Below are 17,804 nucleotides of genomic sequence, written 5' to 3'. Positions count from 1 at the left end.
GCCGGTGCGGCCGAGGCCCCAGGGGAGGTCAGGGCACGGTGCTCCGGACGCTGATCAGGTCGGTCACCGCCGGGAGGCCGCCGTCGGCGAGAGCGGCGCGCTGGCGGTCCGCGCCGGTGCCGTCGCGCAGCAGCCGGTCCACCAGCGCGGTCACCTGGCGGGTGTCGCCGGCTTCGTCCAGCGCGTCGCCCACATGGCTCAGCAGCCGGTTCACCACGTCGCCTGCCGGACGCAGGGTGCCGCCGGGGTCGACGAGGGTGTCGCCGAGGCCGTGGCGGGCGGCGTGCCACATGGCAGCCTGGAGCAGTTCGGGGTCTTGGTCGAGGGTCGGCGTTCCGGCGTCCGCCTCGGCCAGGGCGGTCGTCACCAGCGCACGGATGGTCCCGGCGAGCATGACCGCCTCGTCGGCGCCCAGTTGGACGTCGGAGCACCGCACCTCGAGGGTGGGGTAGCGGGGCGAAAGACGGGCCTGCCAGTACAGCTGGCCGGTGTCGGCGATCAGACCGGCGTCCGACAGCCGTTTCACGCGCCGCTCGTAGTCCCCGGCGTCCTGGAAGGACGGGGGCATGCCGCTGACCGGCCAGCGGCTGAAGACCACGGTGCGCCAGCTGCGGAAGCCGGTGTCATGGCCCTCCCACAGCGGGGAGTTGGCCGACATGGCGGTCAGTGTCGGCAGCCAGGACCGGATCCGGTTCAGGGCCTGTACGCCCGCCTCGGGGTCCGGCACGGCGACGTGCACGTGCATGCCGTTCACCAGCTGTTCCGCCACCAGCTGCGGCGCCTGGACGACCATGGCCCGGTAGCGGGCCTCGTCGGTGACGGCCACGGGACTGGCCCGCCGCAGCGGCCAGGTGCCGCAGGCCGCGAGTCGGCAGCCGCGTTCCTCGGCGGCGACCGCGACGGCGTGCCGCAGCCGCAGCAGGTGACCGCCCGCCTCCTCCAACGTGTCGCACACGGGAGTGGCCACCTCGATCTGGGCCTGGAGCAGCTCGTGCTGCACCTCCTGGTCGGCCACCAGGGGCCCAAGCCCCGCCGCGGCACGTACCTCCTCCGCCTGTGGCACCGGCAGACCCGTGGCCGGGTCGAGCAACAGGTACTCCTCTTCCACGCCGATCGTCGTCATCGACCGCCCTTTGTTCCACCCGGCACCGCCGGTCCCCGACGCGTCTGCTCGACGCACGACATACAGCGGTGACCTCCTCGGAAGGGGTCTCGCATGTGGGTGTCCGAGTGCCGCAACCGACGCACTACAAACCATGGGACAGCCGGGAGAAGACCGCTGACCCGAAGTCGCCCGGCGAGCCGGTCGCGCAGACGGTCCGGCAGACCGCCGTCGCGGCGCCGGGCGCGGGCGGGCGCGGGCGGGGTCGCGTCCGCTCCGCGGGTACGGGAACGGGCCGCATGCGGCAGCCGACCGTGCGGGCACGTCGGCCGCGTCGGCGGCGCACGGGAGGCACCCGCCCCGGTTCCGCAGGCCCGCGGATCGGGGTGCGGGCACCGGGGCCCGCAGGTGGCGACGGGCTGTGAGTTGCGCGGTCCGACCGCAGGAGTGACATTGCGAGGAAAGACCTGCCGGGCATCGTTCACGGCGGGGAAGCCGGCCGGCCGACGTGACAGGCCCGTGGATCCCGGAGGTGTCCGCTGCACACCCCGCTCTCCGTCCTCTTCGCGCTGTGCGCGGCGTTCAGCAACGCCGTCGCAACGGTGCTGCAGCGCAAGGCGGCGCTCACCGTGCCGCGCTCGGAGGGGTTGCGGGCGGGGCTGATCCTCGATCTGCTGCGCCGCCCCGTCTGGCTGGCCGGCATCCTCGCGGTGATCGCCGCGGCCGTCTGCCAGGCACTGGCGCTGGCCACGGGGCCGCTGACGATCGTGCAGCCGCTGTTCGTGCTGGAGTTGCCGCTCACCCTGATCGTCGCCTCGCTGCTGATGCACCGGCGACTGGCGGGCGCGGGCTGGCGGGCAGTGGCGGCGGTCGTGGCGGGGCTGGCGCTCGCGCTCTTCGCCGCCTCCCCCACCGGCGATCGCACCCATGTGGCACTGGACCGGTGGATCCCCGCGCTCGCCGTGTGCACGGGACTGGTCGTCATGCTCGCTCTCGCGGCGCTGCGGCGGCCCGAAGGACGCGCCAGGGCGGCGTTCCTGGGCGCCGCGACGGCGATCAGTTACGCGGTGACCGCGGCGCTGATGAAGGCCGCCGTGCACATCCTCGAAGAGCAGGGGCTGGGCGCCTTCTTCTCCGCGTGGCAGACCTACGCGTTCGCGGCGACCGGCGTGTGCGCCCTGTTCCTGCTGGAGAACGCGATGCAGGCCGGCCCGCTGGTCGCCTCCCAGCCCGCCCTCACCCTCGGTGACGCGCTGGTCAGTCTCGCCCTGGGCGTCACGCTGTACGAGGAGGAGATCCGCTCCGGGTGGTGGCTGGTGCCGCAGCTCGTCGGTGTCGCGCTGGTCGCCGCCGGGGTCCTCGCCCTGGCGCGGATTCCGCTCACCCAGGCGGTGGTGGCGCCGGAGGAGGTGCACCAGGCGCCTTGATGGCCGTTCCCCGACGGGACGAGTGCCGACTTCCCGCCGTGATCGGTGCGTTCTGCACCACCCTGCGGGGTCTGTCGTTCGCGTCCTGCCGGCGCCGCGGGACCTGGCACCGTCCACCGTCACGACGGGCCGTGGCCGTCTCCGTCCAGCACCCGCAGCGCCTCCTCGGCCGACGCTCGGGTCGCCGCCCCAGGGTCCTTGGAGGCGAGGGCGGTGAGCCGGGCGCGCAGCCGCTCCTCGTCCCGCGGTCGCTGCCCGGTGGCCGCCAGCCAGTGGGCGAGGCTCTCCGCGGCGTGCTCGCGGACCGTCTCGTCGGGGTCGTCCAGGGCACGGGCGAAGCGGGGCAGGTCCCGCTCGGTGTCCTCGTCCATGGCGTTGTCCGTGTCGAGGAGCGAGAGCGCGGCGGCCCGGACGGCGGGCGACGGGGTCCGCTCCGCCGTCCGCCGCAGCAGGGGCAGCGCTTCCGCGAGGCCGATGAGCGCGTTGTGGGTCCGCCACGTCGTGTTCGGGTCGGCGGCGAGGTGGGCCACCAGCGCCCGGGCCACGGGACGGCGTTCCCAGGGGCGGAGCCCGTTCTCCACCAGCGCGTCCAGGCCGTCCACCGCTCCCGCGCGCACATCGCCGTCGCCGTGGTCCAGGAGCGGGAGCAGCAGCCAGACGGCGTCCCAGCGCCCCGCCCGCCCGATGGCCTTGGCGGCGGCCGCGCGGGTACGACCCGGAAGCGAGGAGTCGGCGACGGCCGTACGCAGCACCCGGACGGTGGCCCACGTCCCCACGGCTCCCAGCGCGTCCGCGGCCGACGGACCGACGACGGCATCGTCGAGCCAGCGGGTCGCCGGCTCCAGCACGCGTTCCTCGCCCCGTCGGCCGAGCCCGTCCAGCAGCCAGGACGCGACCTGCGCGTCCCTTTCGGCCTCCAGAGCCTCGACCAGGGCGTCCCGCGTCCGCGCCGCCTCCACGTCCAGCAACCGGCGCGCCACCGCGATCCGCACCCGGGCCGAGTCGTCACGGAGCCCCGTGACCAGCGAGTCGATGAGGCGCTCGGTCCATTCCCCGGGAAGCAGTCCGAGAGCCTGCGCACGGGTGGCTCCCTCTCCCCGCTCGGCCGCTCGGACCAGTTCGGCGTGCACGGCCGGATCGTCGCGCAGGCCGTACACCCGGCCGCGGGCCCGTCCCCACACTGCTCCTTCCGGGTCGCCCAGGAGTGCCACGAGCTGACGTGCGTCGCCCGGCACGCCCAGGGCCTCCAGGCCGTCCAGGGCGTTGATCCGCAGGTGGTGGTCGGGATCGCCGAGCAGTCGGGAGAAGGCGTCCACGACCTCCGGGCCGTCGAGGCCGAGCAGGATCGCGGCGCGCGAGGCCCGGCGCCGTACCCAGGGATCCTCGTCCCGCATCAGGGCGGTCAGCACCGCACGGCCCACCTCGGCGACCGCGAGGCGGCCGAGCCCCGTGGCCACGGCTTCACGTACCTCGGGGGCACCGTCGTCCGCCGCGGCGACGAGCACCGCGGCGTGTTCGTGGCGCCCGACCCTGCTCAGCCCTTTGGCCGCGGCCGCGCGCCGCCAGGTGTCGCCGTCCTTCAACTCGCGCAGGAAGAAGGCGATCTGCTGTTCCGACCCCATGAGCACCCCGGTGAGTCAGACCGGTGAGCGGGCCCGGGGTTGTACGCGGGGCCGTCGTCACTTCATCCGCAGCCTGGCGGCCAGCCCTTCGAAGTAGCTGCGGTGCACCGCGATCAGGTCCACCTGTTCGGGATCCAGCAGCCACAGCAGGTGGGCGCCCTCGATGAACGCGGCCGTCTCCGCGGCCAGCGTGACCGCGTCCAGGTCCGCGGGGGCCGTGCCGTCGGCCGCGGCGCGGGTGAACAGGGCGGCGAGATGGGTCCGCAGCGCCCGGCCGCGGTCCCGGAACCAGGTGTGGAGCACGGAACCGGGCTCCAGGTTCTCCGCGGTGAGCGTGGTGTGCAGGGCGGCCAGTTCGCGTTCGGCGGCGGCGGTGTGCGCGGCGTCCCGCACGAACCAGTCGAATGCCTGGTCGAGGGTGGGTTCGGTGTCCGGCGTGATGGACAGCCGTTCGAGGGCGCGCCGGTCGGCCTCTTCCAGGACGGCTCGTACGAGTCCGTCCTTGCTGCCGAAGTGGTGGATGAGGGCGGAAGGGGTGGCACCGGCCCGCTCGGCGATCGCCGCCACCCCGGTGCCCCGCACCCCCTGGCGCGCGAACAGCTCGATCGCGGCGTCCACCATGGCGCGGCGACGTTCCACGCCCCGCTTCTGCACCTGCCCCTTGACTCCGGCCATGGGGATCAGGGTGCCCGGGCGGCCCCGGTACGTCCAACTCGGCGGTCGCGCCGGGAAATCGGGTGCGAGGTTCACACCGAGCCATTATCTTGAACGACCATGCAGCAAAATAAGACGAACGAATACCTGACGGGCCGCGAGCGGATCGTCCGCACGGACGGACTCCAGCTGTGGGCGGAGGACTTCGGGGACACCGGTCACCCCGCGGCACTGCTGGTGATGGGAGCCCAGGCGCAGGGCGTCCAGTGGAACGACGGCATCGTCCGCCGCCTGGTCGAGGGGGGTCTGCGGGTCATCCGCTACGACCACCGGGACACGGGGCGATCTTCCAGGGTCGACTTCGCCGCCCGGCCGTACACCGTCGCCGACATGGCCTCCGACGCTCTCGCCGTCCTGGACGCCTTCGACGTGGGCCGAGCCCATCTGGTCGGCGCGTCCCTGGGCGGTGTCATCGCGCAGCGCCTGGCGGTCACCCACCCGCACCGGGTGGTGACCCTGACCAGCCTGTCGTCGCAGCCGCTGGGCACGGACACGGCGTCGGCGGTGCAGCGCGCCCTGGCGGGAGCACCGCCGCTTCCCGGCGAACTTCCCCCGCCCCGAGCCGAGTTGCTGGCAGCCCTCGCGTGCGCCTTTCCCGAGCCGGAGGCCGGACCGGAGGCGTATCTCGCCGCCCGGCTGCCGCTGTGGCGTGTGCTGCACGGCCCGGTGCTGCCGTTCCCTGAGGACGAGTACCGGGCGATGGAGCGGCGGGTGTACGAGCGGGCGCCCGACCTCCAGGCCGCGCTCAACCACACGCTCGCCGGGGCCGCCGGCGGGGACGACACGGCACAGCTGTCCTCGATCACCGCGCCGACGCTGGTGCTGCACGGCACCGAGGACCCGATGTTCCCGCCCGCGCACGCCAAGGCCACCGCGGCCGCCGTACCGGGCGCCCGTCTGGTCCTGATCGAGGGCATGGGCCACGCCCTGCCCGCGGCCCTGGACGACCGCCTGGCCGGCGAGATCCTGCGTCACACGGCGTCCGCGGCCCGCGCCGAGCGGGAGGAGTGAGGCCGGAGAGCCCCGGCTCCGCGAAGACTGCGGTTGCCCACCGGGCAGACCCGCACGGCTGAAAGGCACTACTCCAACGGGTGGGCCGGGTGCGGGTTGGCCGGAGTCCCGGCGATCGCTCCTTGAGGATCTTGGTCGTCCGCTGGTGACCTGATCCGACTAGGAGCGGAAGAATGTCACATCGCCTTGCCCGACCCACGCCGCGTTCCCGACTGCTCACCTGGTGGGCGACCGTCAGCGCGGTGACGGCCCTGACGCTCGGCCTGCCGGGTGAGTCGGTCGCGGCCGACGCCCCGAACCCGCCCGCGGGGACGGTCCTCTCCGCCCCCACGGCCTTCGTCCGGGGCACCCTCCGGCCGGACGCCCCGCCGGCCGGGGCGAACGACTGGACGTGCCGGCCGCGCGCCGCGCACCCCCGCCCCGTCGTCCTGCTGCACGCCACCTACACGAACGCCCACATGAACTGGAGCATGCTGTCCCCCCTGCTGAAGCGGGCCGGATACTGCGTCTTCGCTCCGAACTACGGCGGGGAACCGGGAGTTCCGTTCAAGGCCACGCGGCACATCCCCGACTCCGCCCGCGAGATCGCCCGTTACGTCGACCGGGTGCTCGCCGCCACCGGTGCCCGGCAGGTCGACCTGGTGGGGCACTCCCAGGGCGGTGGTGTGCTGCCTCGGTGGTACCTGCGCTTCGAGGGGGGCACGAACCCCGCGAAGCCGGCACGCAACAAGGTGCGCCGACTCATCGGGCTGGCGCCGTCGAACCACGGCGCCACCGTCTCCGGCCTGGGCACCCTCACGACAGAACTGGGCCTCAATCCCACGGTGTCCCTCGTGGCGGGGCAGGCGTACGCGGACCAGATGGTCGGGTCCAGGGTGCACACCACGCTCGACCGGGGCGGTGACACGCAGCCGGGAGTCGCCTACACCGTGATCGCCACCAGATACGACGAGGTCGTCACGCCGTATCACAACCAGTTCCTCACCCCGGGGCGGGGCGCGACCGTGCGGAACATCACGATCCAGGAGATCTGCCCCCAGGACCTCTCCGAACACATCTCGATCGCCTACGACTCCAACGCCCACCAACTCGTCCTCAACGCACTCGACCCCGCCCACGCCGAACCCGTGCACTGCCGCTTCTCGGGACCCCTGATCGGCGGCTGAGAACGGGGCCTTCCTCCAGACCGCCCGCACGCCCTCGCCGGTGCACAGCTCACCGGCGGGGGCGTCCCGTTCCCCCGGGCGGCATTCCCCTTCCCCACCGTCTTGTGACGGGCGATCAGATCGAACCCTGCGCCATGTCTTGACGTGTTCGATACTGTCGTCCAGCATCCCTTCCGTCCGATCACTTCTGCCTGCTTTTGTTTGCTCTCGTTGGCGGGCGGGGTTCAGAGCAGATGTCCTCGTGTCATCCCCCACGTCACGAACGGATGGTCATGCCCCACAGACGTCCCATGTCCCGAGCCCTGGCGCTCACCGTTCCCCTGGCGCTCGGCGCGGGCCTCGTCGCCTTACCCGCCGCGACCGCGGCCGACCCGCCGAGCGCGGTGACCGTACGGCTCGATCCCTCCTATCAGCAGCAGGCGTTCGAAGGGTGGGGCACGAGTCTGGTCTGGTTCGCCAACATCACCGGCGGCTACCCCGACCCCATCCGCAAGAAGCTCGTCGAGATGTTGTTCGGCCATGACGGCCTGCGCCTGAACATCGCGCGCTACAACATCGGCGGCGGCAACGCACCCGATGTCCGCAAGGACTACATGAAGGTCGGCGCGACCATGGAGGGCTTCTGGAAGGCCCCCGAGGGAACCACCCGCGACGACATGGACTGGTGGGACCCGCAGAACCCGGCGCACTGGGACTGGGCCGCCGACGCGAACCAGCGCTGGTGGGTCGACCAGGTCAAGAAGAAGGTGACCCGCTGGGAGGCGTTCAGCAACTCGCCGCCCTGGTTCCAGACGGTCAGCGGATACGTCTCCGGCGGCTTCGACGCGAGCACGGACCAGATTCGTGCCGACCGCGTCGACGACTTCGCCGCCTACCTGGTGAAGGTGACCGACCATCTGGAGAAGAAGCACCGCATCAGGTTCGACACCATCGCCCCTCTCAACGAGCCGAACACCCCGTACTGGGGGACCCGGTTGGGTGCCGACGGACAGCCCACGGGCGGTCGCCAGGAGGGCGCGCACGCCGGTCCCGCACTCCAGCAGAAGGTGATTGTGGCGCTGCGGCGCGCCCTCGATGACGCCAGGACCCGGGCCACGGTGTCCGCGATGGACGAGACCAACCCGAAGATCTTCACGGACAACTGGAACGCGTACGACACGACGGCGCGGGCCGCCGTGGACCAGCTCAACGTGCACACCTACGGCACGGGCATGCGCACCAGCGCCCGCGACGGAGCCAAGGGTGCGGGCAAGAAGCTGTGGATGAGCGAGGTCGAGGGCACCTGGGGCACCGGCACCGACTTCACGAGCATGGAGCCCGGGCTGGGCATCGCCACGCGCATGGTCGGCGACATCCGGGAACTGGAGCCGTCCGCCTGGGTGTTCTGGCAGCCCGTCGAGGACGCCGTGCCGCAGGCGGCCGCAGGGAAGAACTGGGGCAGCATCCACGTCCCGTTCGACTGCACGGCCGAGGACACGCTGGAGAGCTGCCCCGTCAAGGCCAACAGCAAGTTCCACACGATCCGCAACTTCACCCACTACATCCGTCCCGGCGACCGCTTCGTCGCCACCGACGACCCCTCCAGCGTCGCCGCCGTGAAGAAGTCCGGCACCGGGGCCACGGTCGTGCACGTCAACGACGGCACCACGGCACGCTCGGTGACCCTGGACCTCTCCCGCTTCGGGTACGTCACCCCGTGGGCCTCCGTGACACCGGTGGTGACCAGCGCCGACGGCGCCCTCGTGGAGGGCGATCCGGTGCCGGTGACCGGCCGCGGCGCGACGCTCACCGTCCCCGCGAAGTCGGTCACGACCTTCCGGGTGTCCGGTGTCGGCGGGATCGCGCGGGACGCCGCCCTCGTCGAGCCCGGGCATGTCTACCGGCTGCAGGGCGTGCAGAGCGGCAGGTCGCTGGCACCGGACGACGCGGGCACCGGGCTCGTCATCCGCACGGACGACAGCGCGGCCGACGACCAGCTCTGGTCCGTGCGCAAACTGACCCGCGGCCACGACAACCGTGCGCGCTACGCCGTCGTCAACGCCGCCACGGGCAAGCAGCTCGCGGTGCGGGACGGTGGAGCGGTCCTGGAGGACCCCGGCCCCGGGGCGCCCGGCCCGCAGGCGCAGTGGATCATGTCCACGACGGGTGACGGCACATGGACGTTCGTCAACGCCGCCACCGGCCGACTGCTCGACGTCTCCGGACACGCCACGGCGGACGGCTCCCGGGTGACGACATGGACGCCCACGTCGGGCGCGAACCAGCGCTGGGCCGTGACCGACGAGACGACGCCGCGCACCTGAACCGCGGGGCGCCGTCGCGGTGCCGCCTGCCGCGTCCCCCAGGGGCGCGGCAGGCGGCGGGCCGTGGACCGGGCAGTGGAACCGACACCCAGGACGGCAGCGTCCATCGATCCGCACAAGATCGTCGGTTGACGCGAAGGAGTCCTGGGATGACCGGCACAGCCACCCGTTTCCTCCATCTGGTCCGGCACGCGGAGGCGTCCGCGGACGGGAGCGGCCTGACCGATGCGGGCCGTCGGCAGGCGACGCTGCTCGGCGAGCGGCTCAAGGACATCCCGTTCGCCGCAGTCCACCACGGTCCGCTGCCCCGAGCCGAGCAGACCGCACGGCTGATCGGTGATCAACTGAAGGACGTTCCACTGCACGTCTCGGACGTCGCCGGTGACTACGTCCCCCACATGCCCGCCAGGGACGAGCCCCCGGAGGAGTCGGCCGACTTTTACCTCCGCTTTCTCGCCGACGCCTCCGAGGAGGAACGGCGGCACGGACCCGCGCTGGCCCGCCGCGCCCTGGAGCTGTTCACCGGACCGGTGGAAGGCGAGGAGGACCGACACGAACTGGTCGTCACACACAACTTCCTGGTGGCCTGGCTCGTCCGGGACGCCATGCACGCGCCGAAGTGGCGCTGGCTCGGCCTCAACCACGCCAACGCCGCACTCACCGTCATCCGCTACGCGCCCGGCCGCCCGGCCGCCGTCCTGGTCGCCAACGACATGCGGCACCTTCCCGCCGAGCTGCGCTGGACCGGTTTTCCCCCCGAGATGCACGTCTGACCGGCCCTGCCGAGCCCCGGCACACGGCTGAAGTCCCGGTCGACCGGCAAGGCATCTCGACTCACCGGGCGGAAGCTGGCACCGTAAACGCCCATGAATCTGACCAAAACCGGGCAAAAGGCAAGCTCGGTGCGCTGGAGGCTCGTGCTGGCCAGCACCACCATGCTCTTCGTGGAGCTGGCGCTGATCAGATGGGCGGGAGCGAACGTCGTCCACCTCAGCTACTTCTCGAACTTCATCCTGCTGGGGTCGTTCCTCGGCATCGGCATCGGGTTCCTGATCCCCGCCGCGCGCGGGCAGTGGCTCAAACGCTGGACGCCGATCCCGCTCGCACTCCTCGTCGTCCTCGTCCGCGCGTACCCGGTGCAGGTGCGTCAGAGCAGCAGCGAGGTCATCTACTTCACCGCCGTGAAGACCACGGGACTGCCCCAGTGGGTGACGCTGCCGGCCATCTTCCTGCTCACCGCGGTGATCATGGCCGGCATCGGGAAGATCACCGCCGACCTCTTCCGCCAGCTCCCCTCGCTCGACGCCTACCGTTACGACCTGCTCGGCAGCATCACCGGGTCGGTCTCCTTCGCCGTGCTGTCCTGGCTGCGGGCCCCTTCGGTGGTGTGGGGCGTCCTCGCCGCCGTGGCGCTGCTGATCCTCGGCGGGCGCCGCAACACCCTGCTGTACGGCATCCCCCTCACGGCGATGGTCGCCGCGCTGTTCCTGGAGACGACCACGACCGGCATCTCCTGGTCGCCGTACTACAAGATCGAGCTCAAGCCCTCGCCGACGACGACCCGGACGTACTACATCTCCGCCAACGGCGTCCCGCACCAGAGCACCGCGCCGCTCCAGGTGCTGCTGAGGGAGAACTCGCCGTACCGGCAGGCGTACGACCAGACACCCCGCAATCCCCACAAGCGCGTGCTGGTCATCGGCGCCGGGAACGGCAACGACGTCGCGGTCGCGCTGGCGCAGGGGGCGGAGCGCGTGGACGCCGTCGAGATCGACCCCCGGCTGCAGGAGATCGGCGCCACCCTGCACCCCGCCCGGCCCTACGACGACCCCCGGGTGCACGTGTACATCGACGACGGGCGAGCGTTCCTGGAGCGGACGAACGCCAAGTACGACCTCATCGTCCTGGCGCTCCCGGACTCCCTGACCCTGGTGTCGGGCGCGAGCAATCTGCGGCTGGAGAGCTATCTGTTCACCCGTCAGGCGTTCGAGGCCGCCCGCGACCACCTGGCGCCGAACGGCGCGTTCGCCATGTACAACTACTACCGTCAGGCCTGGCTGGTGGACCGCTTCGCCGGTGATCTCGACGAACTGTACGGTCACGCCCCCTGCATGACGACGTTCAAGCGGAACGCGGCCGTCCTGGTGGCCGGAATGACACCTGCCGACCAGTCCTGCAAGCAGACCTGGAAGCCCAGCGGCCCGGTTCCGGCAGCCGCGACCGACGACCATCCCTTCCCGTATCTGCTGCACCGGACGATCCCCACCATCTACCTGGGCGCGTTGGGCGCGATCCTGCTGGTGACGCTGCTGTCGGTACGGCTGACCGGGGTACGGATCCGCAGCACGTTCCGCTATGTCGACATGTTCCTGCTCGGCGCGGCCTTCATGCTGCTCGAAACGAAGAACGTGATCGGCTTCGCGCTGTACTTCGGTACCACCTGGCTGGTCAACGCCCTCGTGTTCTTCGGGGTGCTGCTCTCGGTCCTGGCCGCGGTCGAGGTGCGCCGCCGACTGCGCCGGGTCAACATGCTGCTCCTGCAGTTCATGCTCTTCGGCTCCCTCGCGGTGGCCTGGCTCGTGCCGACGCAGGCCGTGCTCTCGCTGCCGTTCGCGGGGCGGCTCGCCGCGGCCATCGCCCTGGCCTTCGCGCCCATCTTCTGCGCCAACCTCATCTTCTCCGACCGCCTCGCGCAGGCCTCCGACCCGACATCGGCGTTCGGCGCCAACCTGCTGGGGGCGCTGACCGGCGGCGCGCTGGAGTACCTGGCTCTGCTGACGGGCTATCAGGCGCTGCTGCTGATCGTCGCCGCCCTGTACCTGGGGGCGTGCGTCGCCATGCGCTACGCCGGGCGGGGGCCGGGCGGTCAGGCCACTGCGGAACCGGACCAGACGCTGGCCGCCAAGACCTAGGTCGCGTCCCGGGACAGCACACCCGGCCCGGACGGCGGCCCGGGTGGTCGGCGGAGCCGGCGGCGCTCAGGGGCCGGGTGCCCGTCGGGACGCAGGGTGGGCCACATAGCCGCCGATGGAGGCCAGGACCCCGGCCGCGGCGACCAGCAGCGCCGCGGTCAGGCCCACCCGCGGCAAGTGTGCCGACGGCAGCGCCGCCGAAGACCGCAAGGACGGCGGCGGCACGGAACGGCTGGGCGGAGTCGGCTGTGCCGCCGCCCAGTGCCGACTTCCTGATCCAGGTGACGAGCGTGCCGGTCACCGGCGTGGTGTTGAGGATCGCCCCGAGCCGTCACATCGTCGCGCTGCGCACTCCCATCGCCAGCGCGGTCGACGCGACCACCGCGTCATGCCTCGCCACGAGATGACCGGTCGTCGTGCGCAGTCCGACCGCTGCCAGGGCGGCGGTCACCAGCAAGAGGGACGCGACCGTGGCGGAGGCCGGCAGCCGGCGGCGGTGGCGGCCGGCCTCGGCGACGCCCAGGCGGCTGCCGGCCACCGCGCCGACCGCGAAAGCGGCGAGTGCCGTGAGCGACCCATGTCGCCCGTCATGAACGCGGTGAAGACCTGCCCGAGTCCCGTGAAGGCCACCGCGTCGACGATCCCGGTGACCAGGGTCAGGGCGACCAGCGCCTTCGGCAGCGGATCGGGCCTGTCCGGCACGGGCATGGGCCGTCGTTTCCGGGGACGTCCTTCGTGGCCGTTCACGTCCGCGCCGGAACCGGCCGCCGGAGCAGGTAGGCGGCCGCGATCGACACCAGGACGGCCATGCAGGCGATGAACACCAGTCCCGCGTTCTCCAGACCGATCGGGCCCGTCAGCAGTCCCACGCCGATCACCGGCACGGAGATGCCCGCGTAGGCCACCACGAACAGTGTCGAGATCACCGCCGCGCGCCGGTCGGCCGGGGACACCCCGGCCACCGCGGACAGTGCCCCGCGAAACGCCAGCCCCTGCCCGATGCCGCCGACGAGCGCGCTCAGCACCACCAGTGACATCAGGTCCCCTCGCAGTGCCCCCGCGAGCAGTGCCAGCCCGGTGAGGAGCCCGGCGCAGCCCAGCGGCAGCGAACGCCCCACCCCGACCTTGCCGACGGCCAGTTGTCCGGCGGTCGAGGAGAAGAAGGCCAAGGCGACGACCAGTCCGCTCACGGCGTGGTCGTCGACGTCGAGGGACTGGGCGAGGAACTCCGGACTGACCGATGTGAACACCCCGAAGAGCGCGAACCCCACGAACGAGGCGGTCGCCGCGGGCCCGAACACCGACCGGACCTGCGGCGGCAGCGCGGGGCGCCGCGGCCGTACGGCGCGCAGCGGCTGCCGCTCCCCCACCGTCTCCGGGAGGCGCAGCAGCACGGCGGCCGAGCCGGCCACCAGGAGGAGGTGCACGACGAAGGGGAGGTACAGCGGATGGTCGGCGTACTGGGCGAGGACGCCCGCGAGCAGCGGACCGCAGCCCAGCCCTCCCATGTTGGCGGCCGTCGCCACGAACGTGGCCCGCGAGGCACCGCCCGGAGGTGCCAGCTCCATCACGTAGGCCGTCGCGGCCCCGGTGAAGAGGCCGGCGGACAGTCCCGACAGCAGCCGTCCCGCGTACAGCCACTCCAGCCCGTCCGCGCTCAGGAAGCAGACCGCGCTCGCCGCGGCGCAGCCCAGGCCCCACAGCAGCACCGCACGCCTGCCCACGGTGTCCGAGGCGTTGCCCGCCAGCAGCAGGACGCCGATGACCGCGAAGGCGTACACGGCGTAGACGACGGTCACCGTCAACTCGGAGAAGCCGAACTTCTCCTGGTAGAGGGGGTAGAGGGGGGTGGGCAGCGTGGTGCCGGCCATGCAGACGGCGAACACCGCACCGCTGAGCAGACACGCGCGCCATCCTCGGCGATCACCGGCCATGCCACCGACGTTAGCCCGCGCGGGAGGGGGCGGCCGGGATGCGGGGCCGCCCGCCGCGGGCGACCCTGGTGTCATGTCCGAGCGCCGAGTGATCGTCTACCCGCCGTCCGAGAGGGGCGGCCGCAAGGTGCGTGTCGACGACGAGGTGCTCGGTACCGCGTACAGCCTCCGCGACCTGACGGTGTTCCTGCAGAACGCGGGGCTGACCGACTGGGACGAGCTGGACGTCGCCGAGTCCGGGCTGATCGAGTGGCACGAGGGCGGCCCGGAGGTGTGGGCACCCTGAGCGGGCGCAAGCGCGGGCGGGCCGGCGCGGAGCACGATGTGGAGGCGGTGCTCGACGAGCTGTACGGCACTCCCCCGTCCGACTTCGTCGCCCGGCGGGCCGTGCTGGCGGCCGCGGCGAAGACGGCCGGCCATGTGGAGGACGCCCGACGGATCGGTGCCGCCCGCCGGCCCACCCTGGCCGCCTGGGCGGCGAACCTGCTGCTGCGCTCAGATCCGGAGGAGAGCCGGCGGTTCCTGGAGCTGGGGCGGGCGCTGCGGGAGGCCTACCGCACCCTGGACGCCTCCGAGGTCGCCGAGCTGTCCAGGCAGCGGCGGAGCATCGTCTCGGCCTTGTCCAGGGAGGCGGGTCGGCTGGCCGAAGAGGCCGGGCACCGGCTGTCGGACAGTGTGCGGCAGGACGTCGAATCCACCCTGCGCGCCGTACTCGCCGACCCGCGGGCGGCCGACCTGTGGGCCGAGGGCCGGCTGGAGAGCGCCCTCACCCCGCCGTCGGACTTTCCGAGCGCCGTCGCCACGACGAGTGGCCCCGGGCCTGAGCGGACCTCGCCCAGGACACCGCGGCCGTCGGCCCGGACACGGGCGAAGGACGAGGTCGCCGAGCGGCGCCGCCTGCGGCAGGAGCAACTCGCGCGGGCACGCGCGGCAGCCGACGAGGCCGCTGCGCTGCTGCGCGACGCCCGTGCCGAACAGGCCGACGCCGAGGACGCGCTGACGCGGGCCCGTGACCGGTGCGACCTGGCCCGGCAGGAGGTGTCCGCCGCGCAGGAGGAGCTGCGTCGGGTGCGGGAGGAGCTGCAGGCCGCGGAGCGGGAGCAGCAGGAGGCCGAGAAACGCAGCCGCGGGAGAGCCGACGCGCTCGCGCGGGCCGAGCGCCGGGCGCGGGAGGCCGCGCAGGAGGTCAAACGCCTGAGCGGACGCCGTGGGTAGCCGGGACCGACGACGGACCGCTCCTCGCGTCCGTGCCCTCGGTTCACGAGCGCGGCTTGCCCCTGGTGGCGAAGGAGTCGGCGGTGGCGAGGTCGAAGTCCCCGTGATCGCTGCCGAGGCCCTGGGCCACCAGGGCCGCCGCGGCGCTGCCGAGGACGGCGGACTCGTACGGGGTGCGCCCGAGGCCCATGCCGCGTACGAAGCCGGCCGAGAAGGCGTCGCCGCAGCCGGTGGTGTCCACCACGTCGATCGAGAAGGCGGGTACCTCGTCGGTGCCCTCGCGGGTCACGAGCAGCGCGCCCTCGGCGCCGCAGGTGACGGCGACCAGGCCGGCCCCTGCGTCCAGGAGCTTGCGCGCGCCCGCCACCAGGTCCGGTTCGCCGGAGAATCCGAGGACCTGGTCCTCGTTGGGCAGCAGGTGGTCGACGTACGGCAGCGCCGCCGCGAGCTGCTCGAAGCTCCCGAGGGCGCCGGGCGCGAGAAGGTCCACCGAGGTGACGACACCGTGTTCCTTCGCGTGCTTCAGGATGCGCGCGGCGGTGTCGACGCCGATCAGCTCGGGGCCGCCGAGGTGCAGATGGCTCGCTTCGGCGATCGTGTCCCAGGGCACGTCGTCGGGGCCGTAGGTGATGTTCGCGCCGAGCAGGTGCAGGGACGGGCGGCCTCCGTCGGGGCGGATGGGCAGGACGCTCGCGGAGGTGGGGGTGTCCGCGCGGCGGACGAGGTGGCGGGTGTCGATGCCCGCCCGTCGCAGCAGTGCGACCAGCATGTCGCCGGTGGGGTCGGCGCCGATCGCGCCGGCGCTGTGCACCTGGGCGCCCAGCTTGGCGAGGGTGAGGGCGGTGCCGCCGGCCGTCCCGGCGGCGGTCATCCTGATGTCCTCCACCAGCGTCGCGCCCTGTCCCTCCGGTATCGCCTCCACCGGTCGCACCAGCACGTCCAGCACATGCACGCCCAGCGTGACGACCTTCATCGGTTTCCCTCCTGCGCAGGCGTTACGGGGTGAGTGGTGCCGTACTCACGGGCGAGGGCGGCCTCGATCACCGCGAGTTGCTGGTCCTCGTCCAGGACGCGGGGCGTTCCGAGGGCGGCCGCGCGCTGGTGGACGCCGCACGCCCACTCCAGCAGCAGCGCGTGCTCGACCGCCTTGTCCAGCGTCGGGGCGTGGGTGAGGGCGCCGTGACTGGCCATCAGGGCGGCGCCGCGGCCCTCCAGGGCGTCCAGGACGGACTCGGCGAGGGCGGGCGTACCGAACGTGGCGTACGGCGCCACCCGTACCGAGCCGCCCAGCGCCAGCAACTGGTAGTGGATACAGGGCAGTTCGTCGAGGACGCAGGACAGGGCGGTGGCCATGGGGGCATGGGTGTGGACGACCGCCGCGGTGCCGTAGCGGTGGTAGACGCCCAGGTGCAGATCGAGTTCCGAGGTGGGGCGCAGGGTTCCGGACACGACGCGTCCGTCGAGATCGACCACGGTCACCTGGTCGGCCGTCAGTTCGGCGAGCACCGCGCCGGTGGCCGTGACCGCGACACGGTCGTCGACCCGCACGCTGACATTGCCGGACGTGCCGATGAGCAGCCCCTGCGCCCCCAGGCGACGGCACGCCTCGGCCACGGCTGCGCGCTCCTGACCCAGCTCCGAGCTTGAGTCCGTCATGGACGCGACGGTAACCTAAACATGAATCAAAGTCACCTTCAGGTTCGATCCCCGTTCGAAAGGCCGTCCATGGGCGATACGACCGAACAGCCCGACGGCTCCTGGCCCGTCCCCCTGCGCCGCACGCCCCGGCAGGCCCGCAGCAAGGCCCGGCTGGCCCGGGTCCTCCAAGCCGCGGAGCGCATCCTGGTGGATGAGGGCGTCGAGGCGCTGACCACCACCCGCGTGGCGGCGGAGGCGAAGGTCTCGATCGGCTCGCTGTACCAGTACCTGCCCGACCGGGACGCCATCATCGACGCTCTCGCGGCCGGGTACTTCGCCCGCCTGGAAGGCGCCATGGACCAGCTCGTCCATGCGGCGGCGGCCGAGCGGTGGGAGGACCCCGTCGGCGTGCTCATCGACGCCTACGCCGCGATCTACCGCGCCGAACACGGCTTTCGGGCCCTGTGGTTCGGCAGCAGCCTGACCGAGCAGACCCGCGCCGCGGACCGCGAACACAAACGGCGGATGGCGGACGGTGTCCGGCGCGTGCTCGGGGCCCTCGGGGTCGAGGGCGACGACGAGGCCCTCCGCCGGGCCTGCCACGCCGCCGTGCTCGCCGCGGACGCCCTCGCCCAGGACGCCTTCCGGCGCGACCCGCAGGGCGATCCGGGCTTCCTCGACGAGGCCAAGATCATGCTCCGCGGATATCTCGGCGCTGTGGTCGCGCGCCAGGGGGCACCAGGCACCGGCGCCTGAGGCC

At 72.6% G+C, this 17,804-nt stretch carries 15 protein-coding genes and 1 pseudogene; 9 read left to right on the top strand and 7 right to left on the bottom strand.

Annotated features, from left to right (window positions below; translation table 11 throughout):
• Positions 1–28: 28 nt before the first annotated feature.
• Positions 29–1,123 carry a glutamate--cysteine ligase gene (locus ACFYNL_RS04630; protein WP_388796318.1) on the bottom strand — a complete coding sequence of 365 codons (1,095 nt, stop codon included), beginning with the start codon at positions 1,121–1,123 and terminating at the stop codon, positions 29–31.
• Between the two features lie 518 nt (positions 1,124–1,641).
• On the opposite strand from ACFYNL_RS04630, the gene ACFYNL_RS04625 reads away from it, so the two are divergent.
• Positions 1,642–2,529, top strand: coding sequence for a DMT family transporter (locus ACFYNL_RS04625; RefSeq protein ID WP_388797320.1), 888 nt, complete (start codon positions 1,642–1,644; stop codon positions 2,527–2,529).
• A gap of 119 nt (positions 2,530–2,648) precedes the next feature.
• On the opposite strand, the gene ACFYNL_RS04620 is transcribed toward ACFYNL_RS04625, so the two are convergent.
• Positions 2,649–4,151 (bottom strand): HEAT repeat domain-containing protein, encoded by a 1,503-nt coding sequence (locus tag ACFYNL_RS04620; RefSeq protein ID WP_388796315.1) that lies wholly within the window; start codon positions 4,149–4,151, stop codon positions 2,649–2,651.
• A gap of 57 nt (positions 4,152–4,208) precedes the next feature.
• A complete protein-coding gene (locus ACFYNL_RS04615; protein WP_388796312.1) occupies positions 4,209–4,826 on the bottom strand; it encodes a TetR/AcrR family transcriptional regulator in 618 nt (205 codons plus the stop codon).
• Positions 4,827–4,925: 99 nt separating this feature from the next.
• On the opposite strand from ACFYNL_RS04615, the gene ACFYNL_RS04610 reads away from it, so the two are divergent.
• From ACFYNL_RS04610 to ACFYNL_RS04590, 5 genes are all read left to right on the top strand, one after another.
• Entirely contained in the window at positions 4,926–5,876 is a 951-nt protein-coding gene (locus ACFYNL_RS04610; protein WP_388796309.1) for an alpha/beta fold hydrolase, read from the top strand.
• 173 nt (positions 5,877–6,049) lie between these two features.
• The gene (locus ACFYNL_RS04605; RefSeq protein ID WP_388796306.1) at positions 6,050–7,042 is read left to right on the top strand and encodes an alpha/beta fold hydrolase; all 993 of its coding nucleotides are present in this window, start codon (positions 6,050–6,052) and stop codon (positions 7,040–7,042) included.
• Between the two features lie 290 nt (positions 7,043–7,332).
• Entirely contained in the window at positions 7,333–9,345 is a 2,013-nt protein-coding gene (locus ACFYNL_RS04600) for an RICIN domain-containing protein (RefSeq protein ID WP_388796303.1), read from the top strand.
• A 149-nt stretch (positions 9,346–9,494) separates the two neighbouring features.
• Positions 9,495–10,118 carry a histidine phosphatase family protein gene (locus ACFYNL_RS04595; protein WP_388796300.1) on the top strand — a complete coding sequence of 208 codons (624 nt, stop codon included), beginning with the start codon at positions 9,495–9,497 and terminating at the stop codon, positions 10,116–10,118.
• Between the two features lie 93 nt (positions 10,119–10,211).
• Positions 10,212–12,257, top strand: a complete 2,046-nt coding sequence (locus ACFYNL_RS04590; protein ID WP_388796297.1) for a spermidine synthase — start codon at positions 10,212–10,214, stop codon at positions 12,255–12,257.
• Between the two features lie 331 nt (positions 12,258–12,588).
• On the opposite strand, the pseudogene ACFYNL_RS04585 reads toward ACFYNL_RS04590, so the two are convergent.
• Together ACFYNL_RS04585 and ACFYNL_RS04580 are read right to left on the bottom strand one after the other, a co-directional pair.
• Positions 12,589–12,965: pseudogene (locus ACFYNL_RS04585) on the bottom strand (DUF1275 family protein).
• Between the two features lie 35 nt (positions 12,966–13,000).
• Positions 13,001–14,191: an MFS transporter gene (locus tag ACFYNL_RS04580; RefSeq protein ID WP_388796294.1), complete on the bottom strand. Its 1,191-nt coding sequence runs from the start codon at positions 14,189–14,191 to the stop codon at positions 13,001–13,003.
• Positions 14,192–14,264: 73 nt separating this feature from the next.
• On the opposite strand from ACFYNL_RS04580, the gene ACFYNL_RS04575 reads away from it, so the two are divergent.
• Together ACFYNL_RS04575 and ACFYNL_RS04570 are read left to right on the top strand one after the other, a co-directional pair.
• On the top strand, positions 14,265–14,477 hold the full coding sequence (locus tag ACFYNL_RS04575) for a hypothetical protein (protein ID WP_388796291.1): 213 nt from the start codon (positions 14,265–14,267) through the stop codon (positions 14,475–14,477).
• On the top strand, positions 14,465–15,406 hold the full coding sequence (locus tag ACFYNL_RS04570) for a hypothetical protein (protein WP_388796289.1): 942 nt from the start codon (positions 14,465–14,467) through the stop codon (positions 15,404–15,406). Before ACFYNL_RS04575 ends, ACFYNL_RS04570 begins: the two co-directional genes overlap by 13 nt.
• Positions 15,407–15,449: 43 nt before the next feature.
• On the opposite strand, the gene ACFYNL_RS04565 is transcribed toward ACFYNL_RS04570, so the two are convergent.
• Positions 15,450–16,379, bottom strand: coding sequence for a carbohydrate kinase family protein (locus ACFYNL_RS04565; RefSeq protein WP_388796287.1), 930 nt, complete (start codon positions 16,377–16,379; stop codon positions 15,450–15,452).
• Positions 16,376–17,062, bottom strand: a complete 687-nt coding sequence (locus ACFYNL_RS04560) for a class II aldolase/adducin family protein (RefSeq protein WP_388796285.1) — start codon at positions 17,060–17,062, stop codon at positions 16,376–16,378. The genes ACFYNL_RS04565 and ACFYNL_RS04560 overlap by 4 nt, the downstream gene beginning before the upstream one ends.
• Before the next feature lie 69 nt (positions 17,063–17,131).
• Here ACFYNL_RS04560 and ACFYNL_RS04555 point away from each other — a divergent pair, with 69 nt between their 5' ends.
• Positions 17,132–17,800, top strand: coding sequence for a TetR family transcriptional regulator (locus ACFYNL_RS04555; protein WP_388796282.1), 669 nt, complete (start codon positions 17,132–17,134; stop codon positions 17,798–17,800).
• Positions 17,801–17,804: the final 4 nt, after the last annotated feature.

The sequence above is a fragment of the Streptomyces sp. NPDC007808 genome (genome assembly GCF_042868655.1).
Taxonomy (GTDB): Bacteria; Actinomycetota; Actinomycetes; order Streptomycetales; family Streptomycetaceae; genus Streptomyces.
This window is presented reverse-complemented; position numbering and strand designations above follow the sequence as displayed.